Here is an 18363-nt window from a genome sequence, read left to right on the forward strand (position 1 = left end):
GGAACGAGACGTTCAGGCTTGCTCGAAATACAAAAGACGTTCTTTAGCGGTCCCTAGACAGCTGAAGAGAGTCGAAGTATTTCTGAGAAGCCTGGCGAGTGAAACTGGAATAAAGTGGGAAAAGCGTATGATGGTGTTGTAGACAAACTTGTTTGGAAAGTTCAACTATCTAGTTTTCAGAGAACAACGTTCTCTAAAAGATATAAAAAGAGTCATTGTGCGGTGATGATGGCGGGAAGGATCCACCTGTTCCCATTCCGAACACAGCCGTTAAGCTTCCCAGCGCCGAGGATAGTGAGGGGTTTCCCCTTGTGAAAGCAGGACGTTGCCGTGCAGCTCTTTTTTTATTTCTGGAGGTTTAGCTCAGTTGGGAGAGCATCTGCCTTACAAGCAGAGGGTCAGCGGTTCGAGCCCGTTAACCTCCATTTTTTTGAGCCATTAGCTCAGTCGGTAGAGCATCTGACTTTTAATCAGAGGGTCGCAGGTTCGAACCCTGCATGGCTCATTAGAGATTAAGTACATATATATTTTTTGAAAGCCGTGTAGTCTATACATTGGCTTTTTTATTTATTCAAAAAATGGGGTTCTTGTTTGAAAAAAGTTTTTTAACAATTTATATTATTTAATATGGAATTTATTAAATTATTGGAAAGTTAAGGATTACTCACTGCAACAAATACTTGATTCTTGCTACTTTAAAAAAAAGAATATCACTGGTATAATGTTATTAGTCAAAGTTAGTCAAAGTTAGTCAAAGTTAGTCAAAGAAAAACTGGTGAAATTCAAAATGAAAACGAAAAGGAGGGTATTAAGATAAAGACTTGAATGTGATAGTAAAAGACGTTACTATAGGTGCATTCATTAAATATTTATCTTAATAATGGTTCAACATGGAAAATCAAAACATGTCAGATATAATTGAATCCTATTTGAAAAAAGTTTTGAATCAACAAGAGAAAGTTGAAATCAGACGTAGTGAAATTGCCGAACTATTCGATTGCGTCCCTTCTCAAATCAATTATGTGATTAATACTCGATTTACTATCCAGCAAGGCTATCTCGTTGAAAGTAAACGCGGTGGTGGAGGGTATATTCGGATTATAAAAGTACAATTATTGGATGATTCCGATGTTCTGGATACGATGATTGAAATTATTGGGAAGAGTATTTCAGAAAGAGATGCGCAATCAGTTGTACAAAGACTGTATGAAAATGATATTATATCTAAAAGAGAAGCCAAGTTAATGTTAGTAGCAGTTGACAAAACAATGTACACTGGAGAAAGAATTATAGACAATCAAATTAGAGCGAATATGCTGAAAAGTATGATTGCTAATTTAAAATATGAAGAGCCGAGATAATAGAAGGGCGGATAAATTAAATGAATGAACTATTTACAGACAAAGCAAAAAAAGCTTTATTAATAGCACAAGAAGAAGCAAAGGGATTCCGCCATCGTACTGTAGGAACTGAACACTTGCTGTTAGGGTTAGTGATGGAAACTGAAGGTATCGCTGGAAAATCATTACGTCAATTATCTTTGTCAGAAGAAGAAGTCAGAGAGGAAATTGAACACTTTACAAGCTATGGACCAGGCGAAAAATTGCCAGCAAGTGCTGTACTTCCATATTCTCCTAGGGCACGACAAGTTATTAAATATGCAACAGATGAAGCTAAGAGAATGCAAAGAAGTTTAGTTGGAACAGAGCACTTATTATTAGGTCTTTTAAGAGATGAAGATATCCTTTCTTCTAAGATTATGAGTAATTTGGATATCAGTCTTTCTAAAACACGACAATTAATTCTTAAGAAACTTGGTGTTCAAGAAAACAAAGCTAGAGGCGGCTTTAAAGGACGTAGACAAGCTAGAAGTCCGAAATCAGTAGAAGGAACACCGACCTTGGATTCATTAGCAAGGAATTTGACACAAGCAGCAAGTGAAGATCGCTTAGATCCTATTGTTGGACGTAATAAAGAAGTTAGAAGAATCATTCAAATCTTAAGTAGACGTACGAAAAATAATCCTGTTTTAGTTGGAGATCCAGGTGTAGGAAAAACTGCGATTGCCGAAGGATTAGCTCAGAAAATTGTAGCGGGTGAAGTGCCTCCTGCACTGAAAAACAAACGATTGATGACACTGGATATGGGATCTTTAGTAGCTGGAACGAAGTATCGCGGTGAATTTGAAGAGCGAATGAAAAAGATCATTGATGAAATTTATGAAGATGGAGAAGTTATCCTCTTCATTGATGAACTGCATACTTTGATCGGAGCGGGGGGAGCTGAAGGAGCAATAGATGCTTCCAATATTCTTAAACCTGCACTTGCAAGGGGCGAATTGCAAACAATTGGTGCTACAACTTTAGATGAGTATCAGAAACATATTGAAAAAGATGCAGCATTAGAGCGTCGATTTGCCTCTGTTCAAGTAAATCCACCTTCAGAAATTGAGGCAGAAGCTATATTGCTTGGCCTAAGAGAGCGTTATGAAGAACATCACGGCGTTAAAATTACAGATGACGCGATTCATTCTGCTGTACACTTTTCCACAAGATATATTACTTCTAGACAGTTGCCTGATAAAGCAATCGACTTAATGGATGAATCTGCATCTAAAGTTAGAATCGATGCCAGTGATCAGCCAACTACAATGTCTAAAGCAACTGAAAAATTAAGTGATTTATCTCGTATGAAAGAAGAGGCCATCCAAGAACAGAACTTTGAAAGAGCTGCTCAAATCCGCGAAAAAGAAATGAAACAACGTAAGCGGATTGAAAAAATGATTGAAAATGAAGATGTCTCAGAAGAAGTTGCCTTAGAAGTAACAGCTAAAGATATTGCTGAAGTAGTGTCTCAATGGACAGGTATTCCTGTACAACAAATGGAACAAAAAGAAACTGACCGTTTATTGAATTTAGAGAAAGTATTGCATGAACGTGTAGTAGGTCAAGAGGAAGCTGTTGTAGCAGTTTCCAAAGCTATTCGACGTGCACGAAGTGGATTGAAAGATCCGAAGAGACCGATTGGATCATTTATGTTCTTAGGACCAACCGGTGTAGGGAAAACTGAACTTGCAAAAGCACTGGCTGAAGCGATGTTTGGTAGTGAAGAATCTTTGATTAGAGTAGATATGTCTGAATACATGGAGAAATATAGTACAAGTAGACTAGTAGGTTCTCCTCCTGGGTATGTTGGATACGATGAAGGTGGTCAATTAACAGAAAAAATCCGTCAAAAACCTTATTCTGTAATTTTACTTGATGAAGTAGAAAAAGCGCATCCTGATGTTTTTAATATTTTATTGCAGGTACTTGATGATGGTTTACTGACAGATGGAAAAGGTAGACAGGTAGATTTTAAGAATACTATTGTGATTATGACCTCTAATTTAGGTGCAACAGCTTTAAGAGACGAAAAATCAGTAGGATTCGGAGCAGTTGATAAACGATTTGATCATAAGGGTATGGAAAAAAGGATTCGTGAAGAACTTAAAAATGCTTTCCGCCCTGAATTTCTAAATCGAGTAGATGATACAATCGTATTTGAATCACTTAAAAAAGAAGAACTTCGTGAAATCGTGAAATTGTTAACCCAAAGTATTGTTACACGTATGGATGAATTAGGTATTGGTTTGAAAATTACATCTTCAGCCATGGATGTGATTGCAAAAGCAGGGTTTGATCCCGAATATGGTGCAAGACCTTTGCGAAGAGCTATTCAAACAAAAATCGAAGATAAATTGAGTGAAGAATTACTTGCTGGAAATGTAATTATCGGAGATAAAGTGACAATTGGTGCATCAAAAGGTGAAATAACCTTAAAGGTAAGAAATAGAACTAATAATGAAAAGGAAATAACTGTAAAAAATTAATACAGAAAATTTCTAAAAAGGAACGGACGCTGATATGCGTTCGTTCCTTTTTTATAACGAGTCTTATGTTTGATTATACGTAATTAACGTGCTAAAGTTCAAATTGTAATAAAAAAAATTAAAGGAGATGTTGACAATATGTTTATGCACAGTAAAGAATTACAGTACCATGCAAAACCAGATCGACCTGATCCGATAATGGCTCGAAGACTGCAAGAGATTCTCGGAGGACAATGGGGAGAAATGTCTGTTATGAATATGTATTTATTTCAAGGCTGGAATGCTCGTGGAAACGAGAAATATAAAGACTTGTTATTAGATACAGCAACAGAAGAAATTGGACATGTTGAAATGATTGCGACTATGATTTCACAGCTACTGGAAGGTGCACCCCTTAAAACACAGGAAAAAGCTGTAGACTCTGATCCGGCACTGGCTGCTGTGATGGGAGGAACCCTCAACACGCGATTGTATCAGGATTAGGTGCAGCACCAAGAGATTCTAATGGCAATCCATGGACATCTAACTACATTGTATCAAGCGGAAATATACTTGCTGATATGCGGATGAATGTGACTGCTGAATCACAGGGCAGACTTCAAGTAGCTCGATTATATGAAATGACAGAAGATAAAGGTATCCGAGACATGCTAGGTTTCTTATTAGCACGTGATACGCAGCACCAACTTCAATGGATTGAAGCAATCAAAGAGTTAGAAGAAAAAGAAGGGGTTGTAGTTCCAGGACAAGTACCTGAAAAATACGAAGTAAATGATGTATCTCATGTATTGTACAATTTCTCTGAAGGCAACGATAGTAAAAAAGTTGTAGATGGTAAAACAGCTAAAGATGGTAAAGAGTTTATATATAAAGATAAACCTGAAGTTATGGGTGAAAAACCTGTATTAAAACCAGTAACAAAAGATGTTTATAATACCTCTTCAATGGACTAGAAATAAATAGATGTAGTGCATATCTTTAGTTAAATAACACAATTTCTGTTATCCTAAACTTAATAGATTAAGAAAGGATGACATTTTATGAAAAATATGGATAATCAAAATAAAGGAATTCTTTTAGGTGTAGGACTTGCTGTAGCAGTAGGTTTATTGGCTGTTATTTTTTCTACAGGTGATACTAAAGAGAAAACAAAAACAGCAGTTAACCGCCAGAAAGCAAAACATTTTTTCAAAAACAAGATGCACGGCAGTAAAAAGACTTCTAAAGTTGTAGACAAATTATCAGATGATGAAGTAAATAGTTTACTTGGAACAGTAGACAAATTTAAAGAAATTGAAAGTAATTTATCAGATGTTTCAGCTGATTTTAAAAATTTTTTCAGTGATAAAATCAAAGATGCAAAAAAAGCAATTAAATAATTAATAAAAACCCATGGAAGCAGTTTATTTAAACTGAGTTCATGGGTTTTTTACTTAAATTTATAAGGTTAATAAAAAACAAAGAGTAAGATCATTAATTTGTTTCAAAGATAATCCTGTAGCTTCATAAAATCTTTCAATTCTGTATTGAAGTGTATTTCTGTGAATGAATAAAGATTTAGCAGCCATACTAACATTTCCCTGGTTTTCCCATAGAGCTCGAATCAGCTCTTTCCAGTTTTCTAATGTATCAAATTTATATCTTAATTGTTGAACTACCGTACTGTCCATAAGCGCATCTTTGGTAAAAAAATGTAAAGAAATATCCGTTAAAGAACCGATACGACCATTTAAGTGTGGAAGTTCTTGAGAAAATAATTCCAGTTCTTCTTGAAGTAAAGTTCTCAATTTTTTGGAGGGTTCCCAGTATTGACCAATATAGCAGAATGATTTCAAAGAAAAATCGATTTCTAATGTTTGCAGGATTCCTTGAATTTCATTTTTATCCAAATAATATTTTGACTGTGGTTGTATGATAATATAGAGATCATCTGATAAAAAAAAACTATCAATGGTTGGTTCAAATAACGTTTTGGCTGATTCGGACCAGAGACTTGGATCGAATTGTTGATCTTTATTATTTAACTTCAATTGAATCATTCTGACTGATCTAGAGCTTTTAGGTACAGCTTTTTTTTTGCCAATTAGATAATCATGCCATTGAGAGGAATCAGATGCTGAGATTATTGATTCTTGTTTCTGATATAACATCGTCAGCAGATCTATTTCACTTTCCGTCAGAGAAGAAGTAGGTACATGAATCCATTTATTTTTATAGGGCAATGATAATAAATCATTTTCAGAAAAAGGGTTATCTGATAAATAAGCTTCAGGATAGACTGTTTTTAAATCTGTAAATTCCAATTTTAATCCTCCATATCGGTTCATGATTAAAGTTATTTTAACACTGTTTTAGAGAATAATAAACTAAGGTATAATAAAGAAAAGATATGGGAGCTATGATATGGATTTAAAAGAAAAAGAAAAATGGATGAAAGAGGCCATTAAAGAAGCTAGGAAAGCTGAAAAAAAAGGAGAAGTTCCGATAGGAGCAGTTGTTATTCATAAAGGAGAAATTATTGGCAGAGGACATAATCTAAGGGAAACTTCTCGTAACGCTACTACGCATGCAGAAATGATTGCAATTCAAGAAGCTAATCATTTTTTAAATAATTGGAGACTGGAAAATTGTCAGTTATTTGTAACATTAGAACCATGTGCAATGTGTAGTGGCGCAATTTTGCTTTCACGAATTGGTGAAGTTTATTATGGACCAGCTGATATAAAAGGTGGAACAGCGGGTACATTAATGAATCTTTTAGGGGATGAGCGAATGAATCATCAAGCTTATGTAGAACGAGGAATTTTAGAAGAAAAATGTCGAGAATTGCTGACAACGTTTTTTAAAGAACTGCGCCAAAACAAAAAAATAGAAAAGCAGAGATTGAAGTTGAAATCAGAAATTTTTCCAGAAAAATCAGATAAGGCAAAGGACTCTCCCGACTAGGAGAGTCCTTTTTACTTAGAAAGTTGATCATTTTTTTCTACCATAGCATCTACAGATTGTATAATTGATGCAGAAAAATCATTTTGTAGTAACGATAATATACCGTCTACAGTGATACCTCCTGGAGAAGATACTTGATCAATTAAGTTCCATGGAGACTGGCTGGAATTGAGAACAGTCTTTGCACTTCCCAAAACAGCTTGAGCCGCGATTTCGATAGCTTTATCCTTGGTAATTCCATATTTTACAGCTGAACGGGCTAATGTATCGATAAACATGAATACTAATGCAGGAGAACTCCCGGCAATAGCTATGAACGGACCGATTTGTGATTCAGGCAATTCCACTACTGTACCGATAGATTCAAATATTTTTTTAGCTTGTTCTAATAATTCATTTTTAGCAGTTGAATTTTCAATGATTGCTGTAATTCCTTCACCAACTTGAGCATTCAAGTTCGGCATAGTCCGAATGAAGCTAGATTCAGGCAAATAGGCTGCTAGCTGCTGATTTGTCACACCAGCAACTACAGAGATTACGTATGGGCTATGAACTTTATCTATTTTAGTGAGAACTTCTTCAACTTGGTAAGGTTTGACTGCTAAAATGATTAGATCAGATTGGTTCCATACATCTTGATTATGCGGGGTGCCTTTAATATTGAATTGAGTTTCTAATACTTTTCTTTTTGATTCGGTACGATTAGAAAATATTAAATCTGTTAAATCAGTTACATTATTTTCAATTAATCCAGTCGCAATAGCTTGGGCCATATTTCCAAATCCAATGAATCCTATTTTCAATAGTTTTCCCTTCTTCCTAAAGTTTTGATTAAAGTATATCATATGAGAGCCCTGAGCTCGAATGGGCATAAAAGAATAACGAGTTTTAAATGAAATTTATTTAATTAAAACAGTTGACTTATCTGATACAAACATATAAAGTTATCATAATAATATAAAAGAAGATAAGGAGATGAATATATATGAATTTTCTATACGAAGGTCAAACAATAATCAATATACCAAAACAAAATTTGTATGATTCATCTAAAATCTTATTATTACTCATTCCGTAGCTTGGATTCTATTCTTTATAAAAGATAGAGTCCTATTTTAGCATTTTAAAAAGGGCTCGGGATACGTTACATAATTTACCAGCCTCTGATAAAAGAGGCTGGTTTTTTTATATTAGAATTTTGAACATAATTAGAAAGAGGGGATAGTAAGATGAAAGGATATATTAAAAGTAATGTATTGAAAGTATCATCAGGAGTAGCTAATGCAATTTTTGTAACGATTGGTATTGGATTTTTATTTGGCACATTAGGAGATATGTTTAGTTTACCCATATTAGTTACAATAGGAAGTATAACTCGCGTTTTACTAGCCCCCGCTTTAGGAGCAGGTATTGCCTACAATATGCAAGCTAATACGCTGACACTCTTTGCCGCTATGGCATCCTCTACAATTGGAGGCGGTGCTATAAAAATTTCTGAAGCAGGATTTATGATTGTTGGAGGAGATCCGATTGGGGCACTGGTTGCTGGGGTTATTGCAACTTGGATTGGTAAAAAACTGACTGGAACTTCACCACTGGATATGATGTCTATTCCAACGTTATCTCTGTTAGGAGGTGGTTTGGCAGGAGTGGGCTTATCTCAAATCATTACACCGATATTACTTTCAGTCAGTGAGTTTGTCTCCAGCGCTGTGGAAGGTAGTCCAATTATAGGATCTTCTGTGATGGCAGTTCTATTTGGATTATTTCTAATGTCTCCGTTGTCTTCCGCAGCATTATCCATTGCACTGGCATTGAGTCCAATGGCAAGTGGAGCTATGCTGATTGGAACAACAGCTCAATACTTTGTATTTTCAATCGTATCATTGAAAGAAAATAACTTAGGTGGATATATTGCTCAGGGGCTTTGTACACCAAAAGTTCAGTTACCGAACATTATAAAAAATCCAAAAATTCTAATTGGACCCACTATAGCCTCTGCTGTCTGTGGGCCGATCGCCACCGTACTGTTCGGGTTTCAGACAATTCCTGAAATGGGTGGAGTTGGTTTTGCCGCTGGTGTAGCGCCACTTTGGGTAATCAACAATTCAGGTCTGCAGGCTTTTGGTGTATACTTGTTATGTGGGGCTGTTCTTCCAATCTTAATAACGCTTGGGATAAATAAATTGCTTTATGCTTCAAAAGCAATAAAAGTAGGAGATATGGCTCTGAAAGTAAGTTAAATTAGTATTCAATACTTAAATATTGAAAGATTTTATAGAATAGGGGATTGTTTTTTTATGACAACTGATTTAAGACCGGAAAACATTGACTGGAAAGATTTAGGATTTTCATATATTAAAACGGATTATCGATTTATTTCCTACTACAAAGATGGCTCATGGGATGAAGGAACATTAACAGAAGATAACCAGCTTCATATTTCAGAAGGATCAACTGCATTACATTATGGTCAACAATGTTTTGAAGGAATGAAAGCTTATCGTACAGCAGATGGTTCGATTCAACTATTCCGCCCATATGAAAATGCTAAAAGAATGAAGTTGAGTTGTGAAAGACTTCTGATGCCGGTATTTCCTGAAGAAAAATTTGTGGAAGCAATTAAAAAAGTCGTTAAAGCAAATGAAGAATGGGTACCGCCTTATGGAACTGGAAGTACTTTATACATCCGTCCTTTTATCATTGGTATTGGAGATAATATTGGAGTGAAGCCAGCAGATGAATATATTTTCTCAGCATTTGTGATGCCCGTGGGACCATATTTTAAAGGTGGACTGAAACCATCAAACTTCCTAGTGACCGATTATGACCGTGCTGCACCTAAAGGAACAGGGGCTGCTAAAGTAGGAGGTAACTATGCAGGCAGCTTACTTCCCGGAAAAGAGGCTAAAGAACGTAGCTTCAGTGATGCCGTTTATCTTGATCCAGAAACACATACTAAAATAGAAGAAGTCGGCGCAGCCAATTTTTTTGGAATCACCAAAGACGATTTGTTTATCACGCCTAAATCCTCTTCTATTTTGCCAAGTATCACGAAATACTCATTACTTTGGTTAGCTGAAAATCGCTTGAACCTTAAAGTCTCTGAGGGAGATGTCTACATTGATCAAATTAATCAGTTTAAAGAAGCGGGTGCTTGTGGAACAGCAGCAGTAATAGCTCCGATTGGAGGGCTACAAATTAAAGATGATTTTCATGTCTTTTATTCTGAAACAGAAGTAGGACCTGTAACAAAACGTTTGTATAATGAATTAGTTGGAATCCAGACAGGAGATGTTGAAGCACCTGAAGGATGGATCGTGAAAGTTTAAGAACAAAAAAGACTTGATTCAAACGAATCAAGTCTTTTTTGTGAAGTGACAAAATAACAGAAAGGAAATAAGTATATGTCAAATCTATTTAAGTATGAAGTTAACACAAAACAAAAACAAGAGCTGATTAATATAGATGAATATCTATATAAAGCGTTAGAGGAAAGTGGAATCAGAGAAGGACTAATGATTATATATTGTCCGCATACAACTGCGGGTATTACTATTAATGAAAATGCAGATCCAGATGTAAAAAAAGATTTATCGGCGTCATTGAATGATACATTTCCTAATCATGATTATTTTGTTCATATGGAAGGCAATTCCGATGGACATATGAAATCTTCTGTTTTTGGAGCAAGCGAGACAGTGATTATCTCTAATGGTAAAATCATACTAGGTACTTGGCAAAGTATTTATTTCTGTGAATTTGATGGTCCAAGAAAGCGAACAGTATACATTAAAATAATTGAAGGATAAATGAAACTTACAATATATTAGTAAATATATAACCAATAAAGAGTAAAAATAGAAATTTCATCCTAAAGGCGGATGCAAATCAATCTAAACAATAATACAATACGAATAGAGATTAGAGACTTACCCAAGGGGGTCTCTTGATTACATAGAATAAAGAAGAGAGGAAGAAAAAGATGCTTGAAGCAAAGAGTCTCCAAAAAAATTTCGGAGATGTTACGGCAGTGGATGGAATCACCTTTAAGATTAATAAAGGCGAAATAATGGGTCTGATTGGTCAAAATGGTGCTGGTAAAACAACGACCTTCCGTATGATATTAGATTTACTCACACCTGACCAGGGAGAAGTTCTCTGGAAAGGAAAAAAACTGACAAATAAAGTGTTTAATCAGATTGGATATTTACCAGAAGAAAGAGGCCTTTATCCAAAAGTTTCTATTGAAGACCAGATCTTATATTTTGCCCAATTAAGAGGCAAATCAAAAAAAGAAATTAAGCCATTAATTGATGACTGGTTAGAGAAATTCGACGTAAAAGGTAAAAGAGGAGACAAAGTCAAAACTCTTTCAAAAGGAAATCAACAGAAAGTTCAATTGATTACAACTTTGATTCATCAACCAGAACTGATTATATTAGATGAACCGTTTAGTGGGTTAGATCCTGTAAATGCGGAACTTCTAGAATCAGGAATTAGAGAAGCGCAAGCAAATGGTGCCAGCATTATTTTCTCAAGTCATAATATGAATAATGTTGAAGAACTCTGCGATAGTCTGATTATGCTCCGAGATGGAAATCAGATATTAAATGGAACAGTGAAAGAAATTAGAGAAAAATTTGGTCGAACTAAATTATTTTTAGAATCATCATTATCGCTTGAAGAGTTGAAGCAGTTCCCAGGTGTACAATCAGCCACAGTCAATAGAGATGGTATTTCTGTTATTCAGCTAAGTGCTGCAGAAAATGGAAAAGCGATTTTTGATGCAGCTACGGCAGATGGATATATTCCAACCTTCAGCCAGCAACCACCAACTTTAGAAGAAATTTTCAAACGAATGGTAGGTGAGAAGAATGAATAAGTTTTGGGTCATTACTAAAGAAGTTTATAAAAAGAACGTAAAGTCAACGAGCTTTATTATCATGTTACTAGCACCGCTTCTGGCAATTGGGATTTTTTATGGAATCAGTTACTTTATTGCGCAAGACGAAAAAAATGCTGAGCCATCTGCAATAGCTGTTATTTCTGAGGATCCAGCTATACAAGATGTTTTTACTATAGAAGATGGACCGTATGAAGTGCAAGAAGATATCACGACTCAAGAAGCTGCAGAAGAAGCTTTATTGGATGAAGAGATAGATGGCTATCTAACAATCAGCGAAACTGGAAATACCATTGATTCAGCAATTGTGCATACTGATTCATTAACTAATATTATTCCGATCTTAAACGAACAGTTATCTAATTATCAAACTTTGCTGAGAGCAAATGAGCTGGATTTATCTCAAGAACAAGTCATGTCATTGTCTGAACCAGTAGTCATTGAAGAATCGATTGTGAGTATTGAAGATGGCAATTTAACTCAAGAAGAAAATAATGATACGACGGTTAAGGAGATAGGAGCTTATATAGTCAGTTTTGCAGTTTACATGTTTATTTTGTTTTATGCTTCTATCATTGCAAGTGAAGTTGCGAGCGAAAAAGGAACAAGAATTATGGAAATTATCTTATCCAGTGCTTCTGCTACCGTTCACTTCTTTGGGAAATTAGCAGGTGTAATGCTTATATTACTAACTCAGTTAGTAGTATATGGCATTATAGGATTTGTAACATATTTCTTTGTAAAAGATTCAGCAACTATCCAAGGATTGACGCAAGGTATTGATTTAGCAACGATTGCTAAGGAATTATTAGGATATACAAGCATATTCTTTATAACAGGAGTATTGATGTACGTAGTATTTGCTGCCTTCTTCGGATCACTTGTTACTAAAATTGAAGATGTAAATAAATCGATAACACCAATTGTAACGTTAGCTATTATTGGACTATACGTAGGAATATTTGCTTTTGCATCTCCAGAAAATATTGTGCCTGTGGTATTTTCTTATATTCCTTTATTTACACCTTTTGTAATGCCGTTTAGGATTGCTTCAGAGACAGTAGGACAACTAGGAATATGGATATCCATTATTGGTACAGTAGGTTTTACAGCAATATTAACTTACCTGTCATTTGTTTTTTATCGTGCGAATGTATTGATTTATTCAGATGGCGGAGTTATCAAGTCATTAAAACGCTCATGGGGACTACTGAAAAGTAACCGCAAGGCCAAAAAAATAAATTCATAGTATAATATAAATGGAGCTTTCAATGATTAAATTCATTGGAAGCTTTTTCATATTAGAAACGGAAATCCAAAGAAAAATCCTGGAATACATGTTACTTTTAATTGTAGAAAGGTATAATGAAAATGACTACAAAACAAAAGTAGAGGTATAGATAAATGGAAAATAAAACATTAGTAGAAATTACAACCCAAAAAATTTTGAACTATATTAAAGAACAAAATCTGCAAATAGGAGAAAGGTTACCAAACGAATTTACCTTGGCAGAACAGTTGAAAGTTAGTCGAAATACTATTCGAGAAGCCACGAAAATGTTGAAATCAAGGAATATTCTTGAAGTCAAACAAGGATCAGGAACTTTCATTAGTGCAAAAAAAGGACTAATGGATGATCCGTTTGGTTTTTCGTTGTTAGAAAACAAAATCAAAATGACCAAGGACTTATTTGATATTCGCTTTATTTTAGAGCCTTATATTGCGTCCTTAGCTGCTCAGAATGCTACGGAAGAAGAAATCGCATCCATAGACCAATTAAGAGTCCAAATTGAAGAAGAGATACTAAACGAAGGAACAGAGCATTTAAAGCTGGATCAGCAGCTGCATACCCAAATTGCTAAGGCATCTGGGAATACTGCATTGTACCATTTACTTCCAATCATTAATGAATCTATTCATCTATATAATGATAATTTTACTAGTGAAAAGAAAAAACTTGAAACAATAGAATCACACAGAGAAATCGTAAATTTTATAAAAAATAGAGATAGCTTAGGTGCTCAACAAGCAATGTTGATCCATATGAGCAATAATCGTGTTTCTCTTGAAAATGATACAGACGCTAATAGGTAGGATGAATCATCCGTTTTTCTACCTTAAAAACAATAAAACGGATTTTATTTGACAAATCATCCTACGTATTTTATGATTCAGAGGTGGATCAGTAAAATACGTAGGATTTTTATATGATTCTCAAAAAAATTGTAGGAGGAGTAATAGTTGGATAAAGTATCAAAAAGATTACCGGAAGCTTTCTTATGGGGAAATTCAGTATCAAGCATGCAAACTGAAGGAGGATGGAATGAAGGCGGAAAAGGACTGTCTGTCTATGATATAAGAGAGGCTACTGAATTTTCGTCTGACTGGAAAGTTGCTAATGATAACTATAATAACTACGATATAGACTTTGATCATTTAAAAAAACTTGGGATGAATTGTTACCGTTTTCAAATATCATGGAGTCGTGTTAATCCTGATGGTGATGGGGCATTTAATGAAGAAGGTATTGAGTATTACAGTAAACTGATTGATGCTCTGATTGACAGAGGGATTGAGCCAATGATTTGTCTGTATCACTTTGATATGCCATTAAATCTTGCCAGAAAATATAATGGTTTTTTAAGTATGCATGTAATGAAAGCGTTTGTTGATTTCGGTATTGAAATGGTCAAGCGGTTTGGAGATAGAGTGAAGTACTGGATTACTTTTAATGAACAAAACTTATTTCATGTACCTGAGGCTTTCAGAATCAGTGGATACTTAAAGGGTGAACAAACGCTTGATGAACTGTACCAGATTAGTCATAACGTTATGATGGGACATGTAAAAGTAGCAAATTATATTCACGAAAATACAGAGTGTAAGATCGGTGGAATGCTAGCCTATTCGGAAAGTTATCCTGCAACATGTGCGCCTAGAGATATTTTATTAGCGCGTAAATGGGATGAGTTCATTAATTATAACTTACTGGATGCCTTTGTGCATGGTCGCTACAGTAATGAAGTGCTTACTTACGTCAAGAATCATCAAATTGACATGAAAGCTACTGAAGAAGAATTAAAAGAGTTGGCAAATTTGAAAAGTGATTTTCTTTCTTTCAGTTATTATGCCAGTTCTACGATCAATTCTAACTTAGTCAGTGAGGAGACCCCTATCAATTATATAATGAAAGAAGGAAAACAGAAAAATCCTTATCTAGAAAGTACGGAATGGGATTGGCAGATAGACCCCCTTGGATTTAGAGATGTTTTCAATAAATTATACCAGAGATATCAGTTGCCAATATTCCCTATAGAGAATGGAATTGGAGTAAAAGAAGAATGGGATGGTGAAAATGAGATTAATGACCAGTACCGTATTGATTATCATCGAGCACACTTGCAGGCAATGAAAGATGCTATGTTTGAAGATGGGGTAGAAGTCATTGGTTATCTCGGTTGGGGACTGATTGATATTTTGAGTTCACAGGGAGATATGAGAAAAAGATATGGTGTTGTTTATGTGAATCGGGACAATCATGACTTGAAAGACATGAAACGAGTACCTAAAAAAAGCTACTGGTGGTTGAAAAAAGTTATTGAAACAAATGGCGAAGATATAGAATAGGAGAATCAAAATGAAAAACAAGAATTCATTTACTGATCGTTTTACCATGTTTGCTGTAAAACTAGGCAATCAAGTACATCTACGCTCATTGCGTGATGCTTTTGCCGTTATTATTCCATTTTTTATCTTAGCAGGATTAGCGGTACTCATTAATAATGTGGTATTTCCCTGGCTCTTTACTGGTGACACGTTAGAAAAACTGAAAGTTTGGGGGAACGTGATTACAAACGGGACTTTAAACTTAGCCAGTTTACTCGTTGCACCAATGATCGGGTATAGCTTGTCCAAGAATAAAGGGTTCAAAAATCCGCTGGCAGCTGCAGCTATCTCTATAGGATCACTGATCATTATGATGCCGATTTCAATCCCTATGACAGCAGTTGAAAGTGGAGAATCCATGCTCGTATCAGGAGGACTGACTTACGGAAATCTTGGTACAAGTGGAATGTTTTCTGGAATTATTATTGGGTTGCTGGCAACAGAGATATTCGTAAGAATCTCAGGAGTGAAAAGATTACAGATCAATCTTGGAGAGGGTGTTCCACCTGCAGTTAGTAAGTCTTTTACAGTTATGCTGCCTACCATGATTACATTAAGCTTATTTGGAATCATATCAGCTATATTACTTACTATATTTGATACTAACCTTATAGACCTGATCACTACACTGATTCAGGAACCGTTGAGAGCTATTAATACCAGTCTGATTGGAACAGTAATTATCTATAGTTTTTCAAATTTTCTGTTTACAATAGGGATTCATCAAACAGTAGTAAATGGAGCAATACTAGACCCATTGACCCTGCAAAATATGAATGAAAATATGCTTGCATTTAATGGAGGAGAAGAAGCTCCTAATATTATAACAAACTCATTCGTCTCGTCATTTGGAATGATTGGCGGAACGGGCTCAACAATAGCTTTGATGCTTGCGATATTTCTGTTTGCTAAATTAAAATCTTCAAAAGATGTAGCAAGTATTTCTTTTGCTCCAGGAGTATTCAACATTAATGAGCCTATTATTTTTGGATATCCAATCGTCTTTAACTTACCTATGATGATTCCTTTTGTCCTTTTACCTGCACTAGGAATTATATTTGCTTATTTCTGTACAGCATTAGGATTTATTAATCGATCGGTTATCATGGTTCCTTGGACTACACCACCCTTGATGAATGCCTATCTTACTACTGCAGGAGACTGGCGTGCAGTAATTGTCCAATTAATTATTATAGTGTTCGGTGTATTCTTGTACCTACCATTTATTAAAGTTAGCGAACGAGTATCGAAAGCACAAGCAGATGCTGAAGAAGTTTGAAAGAAAGTTTAAATTGATGTGCAACATAAAAGCATAGCATTTAAACCAAATCTAAATTTCAGCCATCAAGTTGCAGGCTTGGTGGCTGATTATGTTTATAAGAAAGTAAGATATTGAATAATTCAGGAGGATAAAATGAAGTTAAGTTTTAGATGGTTTGGGAACGATGATCTGGTTACGCTAGAAAATATCAGACAAATTCCCAATATGAATGGGATTGTAAGTGCTATATACTCTATACCGGTGGGAGAAGTATGGCCTGTTGAACAAATTAAAGAAATGAAACAAAAAATCGAAAACAATGGGTTAAATCTTGGTGTGATTGAAAGTGTCCCTGTACATGAAGATATTAAATTAGGCAACTCTAACAGGGATCAGTGGATTGAAAACTATAAGCAGACAATACTGAATTTATCTGAATGTGGGATACAAACAATTTGTTATAACTTTATGCCTGTCTTTGACTGGACAAGAACAACGCTTCATCATCTCAACAGTGATGGCTCAACTTCCTTAGCATTGAGTACAGAAGAATTGAAAAAATTAGATCCATTAGATGAATCTCTTTCATTGCCGGGATGGGATGAATCTTATGATAAGGATAAATTAAAAGACATCTTAAAGCAGTATAGTACAGTGGATGAAGAAAAACTCTGGGAAAATCTAACGTATTTCCTTGAAGCGATTATTCCAGTTGCAGAAAAAGCACAAGTCAATATGGCGATTCATCCAGATGATCCTCCTTATTCAATTTTTGGATTACCTAGAATCATTAAAGACAAAGAATCTTACGCAAGGTTATTTCAACTATCCAGTAGTTCAGCAAATGGCATCACCTTCTGTACTGGATCTTTAGGGGCAAATCCTTACAATAACTTGTATGAAATGCTTGACGAATATCTTTCATTAGGAAAAGTACACTTTATGCATGTCAGAAATATTTTACTGCATAAGGACAAAAGTTTTGAAGAAACAGCGCATGTTTCAAATTATGGTTCAATTGATATGGTTAGAATTCTTTCGCTATTGAAAAAGCATCAATATACTGGATATCTAAGACCGGATCATGGGCGGATGATTTTCAAAGAATCCGGTAGACCAGGATATGGTTTATATGATCGCGCATTAGGAGCAAGTTACTTGAATGGAATATGGGAGACGTTAAGTTAAAGAAAGTACTGTTAAATTTGATATTAGTTTTCATTTTTTATAGTTAAACTTCCCGATTACAATTATGTGCGAATTGAGAGTACTGTTTGTAAGGAATAGACAATATAAAATCTCCCTACTTTGAATATAGAAGTAGGGAGATTTTATGTTTAATTTTGATGTTTTTCTAAGAAATCCATTACTTTTTTATATCTTGAATTGTCAAATTAAGTGCAACGCTACACCAAAAAATACTTCATAGGGCGTTTTCCAGTTTAAACACTTCCTTGGGCGTAAGTTGAGTTTACGAACATATTGATCTACAACCTGATCAGTGACCGTATCCATCTCTTTTGTTTTCGGTAAATACTCTCTTAATAGGCCGTTAGTGTTTTCGTTCGTCCCTCGTTGCCATGGAGCATGTGGGTCAGGAAAGTAGAATGGGACGTTATTAAGAGCTTTAGTGATTTCCCAATGTCTTGAGAACTCCTTACCGCGATCTGGAGTAATTGATTTTACTTGATTAGATTCAATAGAAGAGAATAA

16 protein-coding genes, 2 tRNA genes, 1 rRNA gene and 1 pseudogene are annotated in these 18363 nt (G+C 35.1%); 17 read left to right on the forward strand and 3 right to left on the reverse strand.

Features of this window, described 5'->3' with window-relative positions; all coding sequences use genetic code 11:
* Positions 1–218: 218 nt before the first annotated feature.
* The 7 genes and pseudogenes from rrf (at position 219) to BM212_RS09520 (ending at position 5250) form a co-directional block, all read left to right on the forward strand.
* Positions 219–334 (forward strand): 5S ribosomal RNA (gene rrf, locus BM212_RS09490).
* Positions 335–352: 18 nt separating this feature from the next.
* Positions 353–425: transfer RNA gene (locus tag BM212_RS09495), tRNA-Val, on the forward strand.
* Between the two features lie 7 nt (positions 426–432).
* Positions 433–505 (forward strand) — tRNA-Lys (locus BM212_RS09500).
* 385 nt (positions 506–890) lie between these two features.
* On the forward strand, positions 891–1361 hold the full coding sequence (locus tag BM212_RS09505; protein ID WP_072693206.1) for a CtsR family transcriptional regulator: 471 nt from the start codon (positions 891–893) through the stop codon (positions 1359–1361).
* 20 nt (positions 1362–1381) lie between these two features.
* The gene (locus BM212_RS09510; RefSeq protein ID WP_091898280.1) at positions 1382–3871 is read left to right on the forward strand and encodes an ATP-dependent Clp protease ATP-binding subunit; all 2490 of its coding nucleotides are present in this window, start codon (positions 1382–1384) and stop codon (positions 3869–3871) included.
* Between the two features lie 138 nt (positions 3872–4009).
* A pseudogene (locus tag BM212_RS09515) lies at positions 4010–4824 on the forward strand (manganese catalase).
* A gap of 87 nt (positions 4825–4911) precedes the next feature.
* Positions 4912–5250, forward strand: a complete 339-nt coding sequence (locus tag BM212_RS09520; protein ID WP_072693202.1) for a hypothetical protein — start codon at positions 4912–4914, stop codon at positions 5248–5250.
* Between the two features lie 60 nt (positions 5251–5310).
* Here BM212_RS09520 and BM212_RS09525 read toward each other — a convergent pair whose 3' ends face one another.
* Positions 5311–6174: a helix-turn-helix domain-containing protein gene (locus tag BM212_RS09525; RefSeq protein ID WP_072693200.1), complete on the reverse strand. Its 864-nt coding sequence runs from the start codon at positions 6172–6174 to the stop codon at positions 5311–5313.
* 100 nt (positions 6175–6274) lie between these two features.
* Between BM212_RS09525 and tadA the strand changes: the two genes are divergently transcribed.
* Positions 6275–6817: a tRNA adenosine(34) deaminase TadA gene (gene tadA / locus BM212_RS09530; protein WP_072693198.1), complete on the forward strand. Its 543-nt coding sequence runs from the start codon at positions 6275–6277 to the stop codon at positions 6815–6817.
* An 11-nt stretch (positions 6818–6828) separates the two neighbouring features.
* Here the strand turns inward: tadA and proC are convergent, their stop codons facing one another.
* The gene (gene proC, locus BM212_RS09535) at positions 6829–7620 is read right to left on the reverse strand and encodes a pyrroline-5-carboxylate reductase (protein ID WP_177206420.1); all 792 of its coding nucleotides are present in this window, start codon (positions 7618–7620) and stop codon (positions 6829–6831) included.
* Positions 7621–8046: 426 nt separating this feature from the next.
* Between proC and BM212_RS09540 the strand changes: the two genes are divergently transcribed.
* The 9 genes from BM212_RS09540 to uxuA all read left to right on the forward strand — a co-directional run bounded on the left by BM212_RS09540 (position 8047) and on the right by uxuA (position 17838).
* On the forward strand, positions 8047–9060 hold the full coding sequence (locus BM212_RS09540; protein ID WP_072693187.1) for a PTS sugar transporter subunit IIC: 1014 nt from the start codon (positions 8047–8049) through the stop codon (positions 9058–9060).
* Between the two features lie 57 nt (positions 9061–9117).
* A complete protein-coding gene (locus BM212_RS09545) occupies positions 9118–10149 on the forward strand; it encodes a branched-chain amino acid aminotransferase (RefSeq protein ID WP_072693185.1) in 1032 nt (343 codons plus the stop codon).
* 75 nt (positions 10150–10224) lie between these two features.
* A complete protein-coding gene (locus BM212_RS09550) occupies positions 10225–10629 on the forward strand; it encodes a secondary thiamine-phosphate synthase enzyme YjbQ (protein ID WP_072693184.1) in 405 nt (134 codons plus the stop codon).
* 173 nt (positions 10630–10802) lie between these two features.
* Complete coding sequence (locus BM212_RS09555) at positions 10803–11702, forward strand: ABC transporter ATP-binding protein (RefSeq protein ID WP_072693182.1); 900 nt, start codon at positions 10803–10805, stop codon at positions 11700–11702.
* Positions 11695–12972, forward strand: coding sequence for an ABC transporter permease (locus BM212_RS09560; protein WP_072693181.1), 1278 nt, complete (start codon positions 11695–11697; stop codon positions 12970–12972). The genes BM212_RS09555 and BM212_RS09560 overlap by 8 nt, the downstream gene beginning before the upstream one ends.
* Before the next feature lie 155 nt (positions 12973–13127).
* Complete coding sequence (locus tag BM212_RS09565; protein WP_072693179.1) at positions 13128–13817, forward strand: FadR/GntR family transcriptional regulator; 690 nt, start codon at positions 13128–13130, stop codon at positions 13815–13817.
* A gap of 147 nt (positions 13818–13964) precedes the next feature.
* The gene (locus BM212_RS09570; RefSeq protein WP_072693177.1) at positions 13965–15350 is read left to right on the forward strand and encodes a glycoside hydrolase family 1 protein; all 1386 of its coding nucleotides are present in this window, start codon (positions 13965–13967) and stop codon (positions 15348–15350) included.
* Between the two features lie 10 nt (positions 15351–15360).
* Complete coding sequence (locus BM212_RS09575) at positions 15361–16668, forward strand: PTS sugar transporter subunit IIC (protein ID WP_072693176.1); 1308 nt, start codon at positions 15361–15363, stop codon at positions 16666–16668.
* Between the two features lie 135 nt (positions 16669–16803).
* On the forward strand, positions 16804–17838 hold the full coding sequence (gene uxuA, locus BM212_RS09580) for a mannonate dehydratase (RefSeq protein WP_072693174.1): 1035 nt from the start codon (positions 16804–16806) through the stop codon (positions 17836–17838).
* Between the two features lie 201 nt (positions 17839–18039).
* Here the strand turns inward: uxuA and BM212_RS09585 are convergent.
* A partial coding sequence (locus tag BM212_RS09585) for an IS30 family transposase (RefSeq protein ID WP_143744907.1) occupies positions 18040–18363 on the reverse strand: 324 nt, incomplete at its 5' end.

Source organism: Marinilactibacillus piezotolerans (genome assembly GCF_900114235.1).
Lineage (GTDB): Bacteria > Bacillota > Bacilli > Lactobacillales > Carnobacteriaceae_A > Marinilactibacillus > Marinilactibacillus piezotolerans.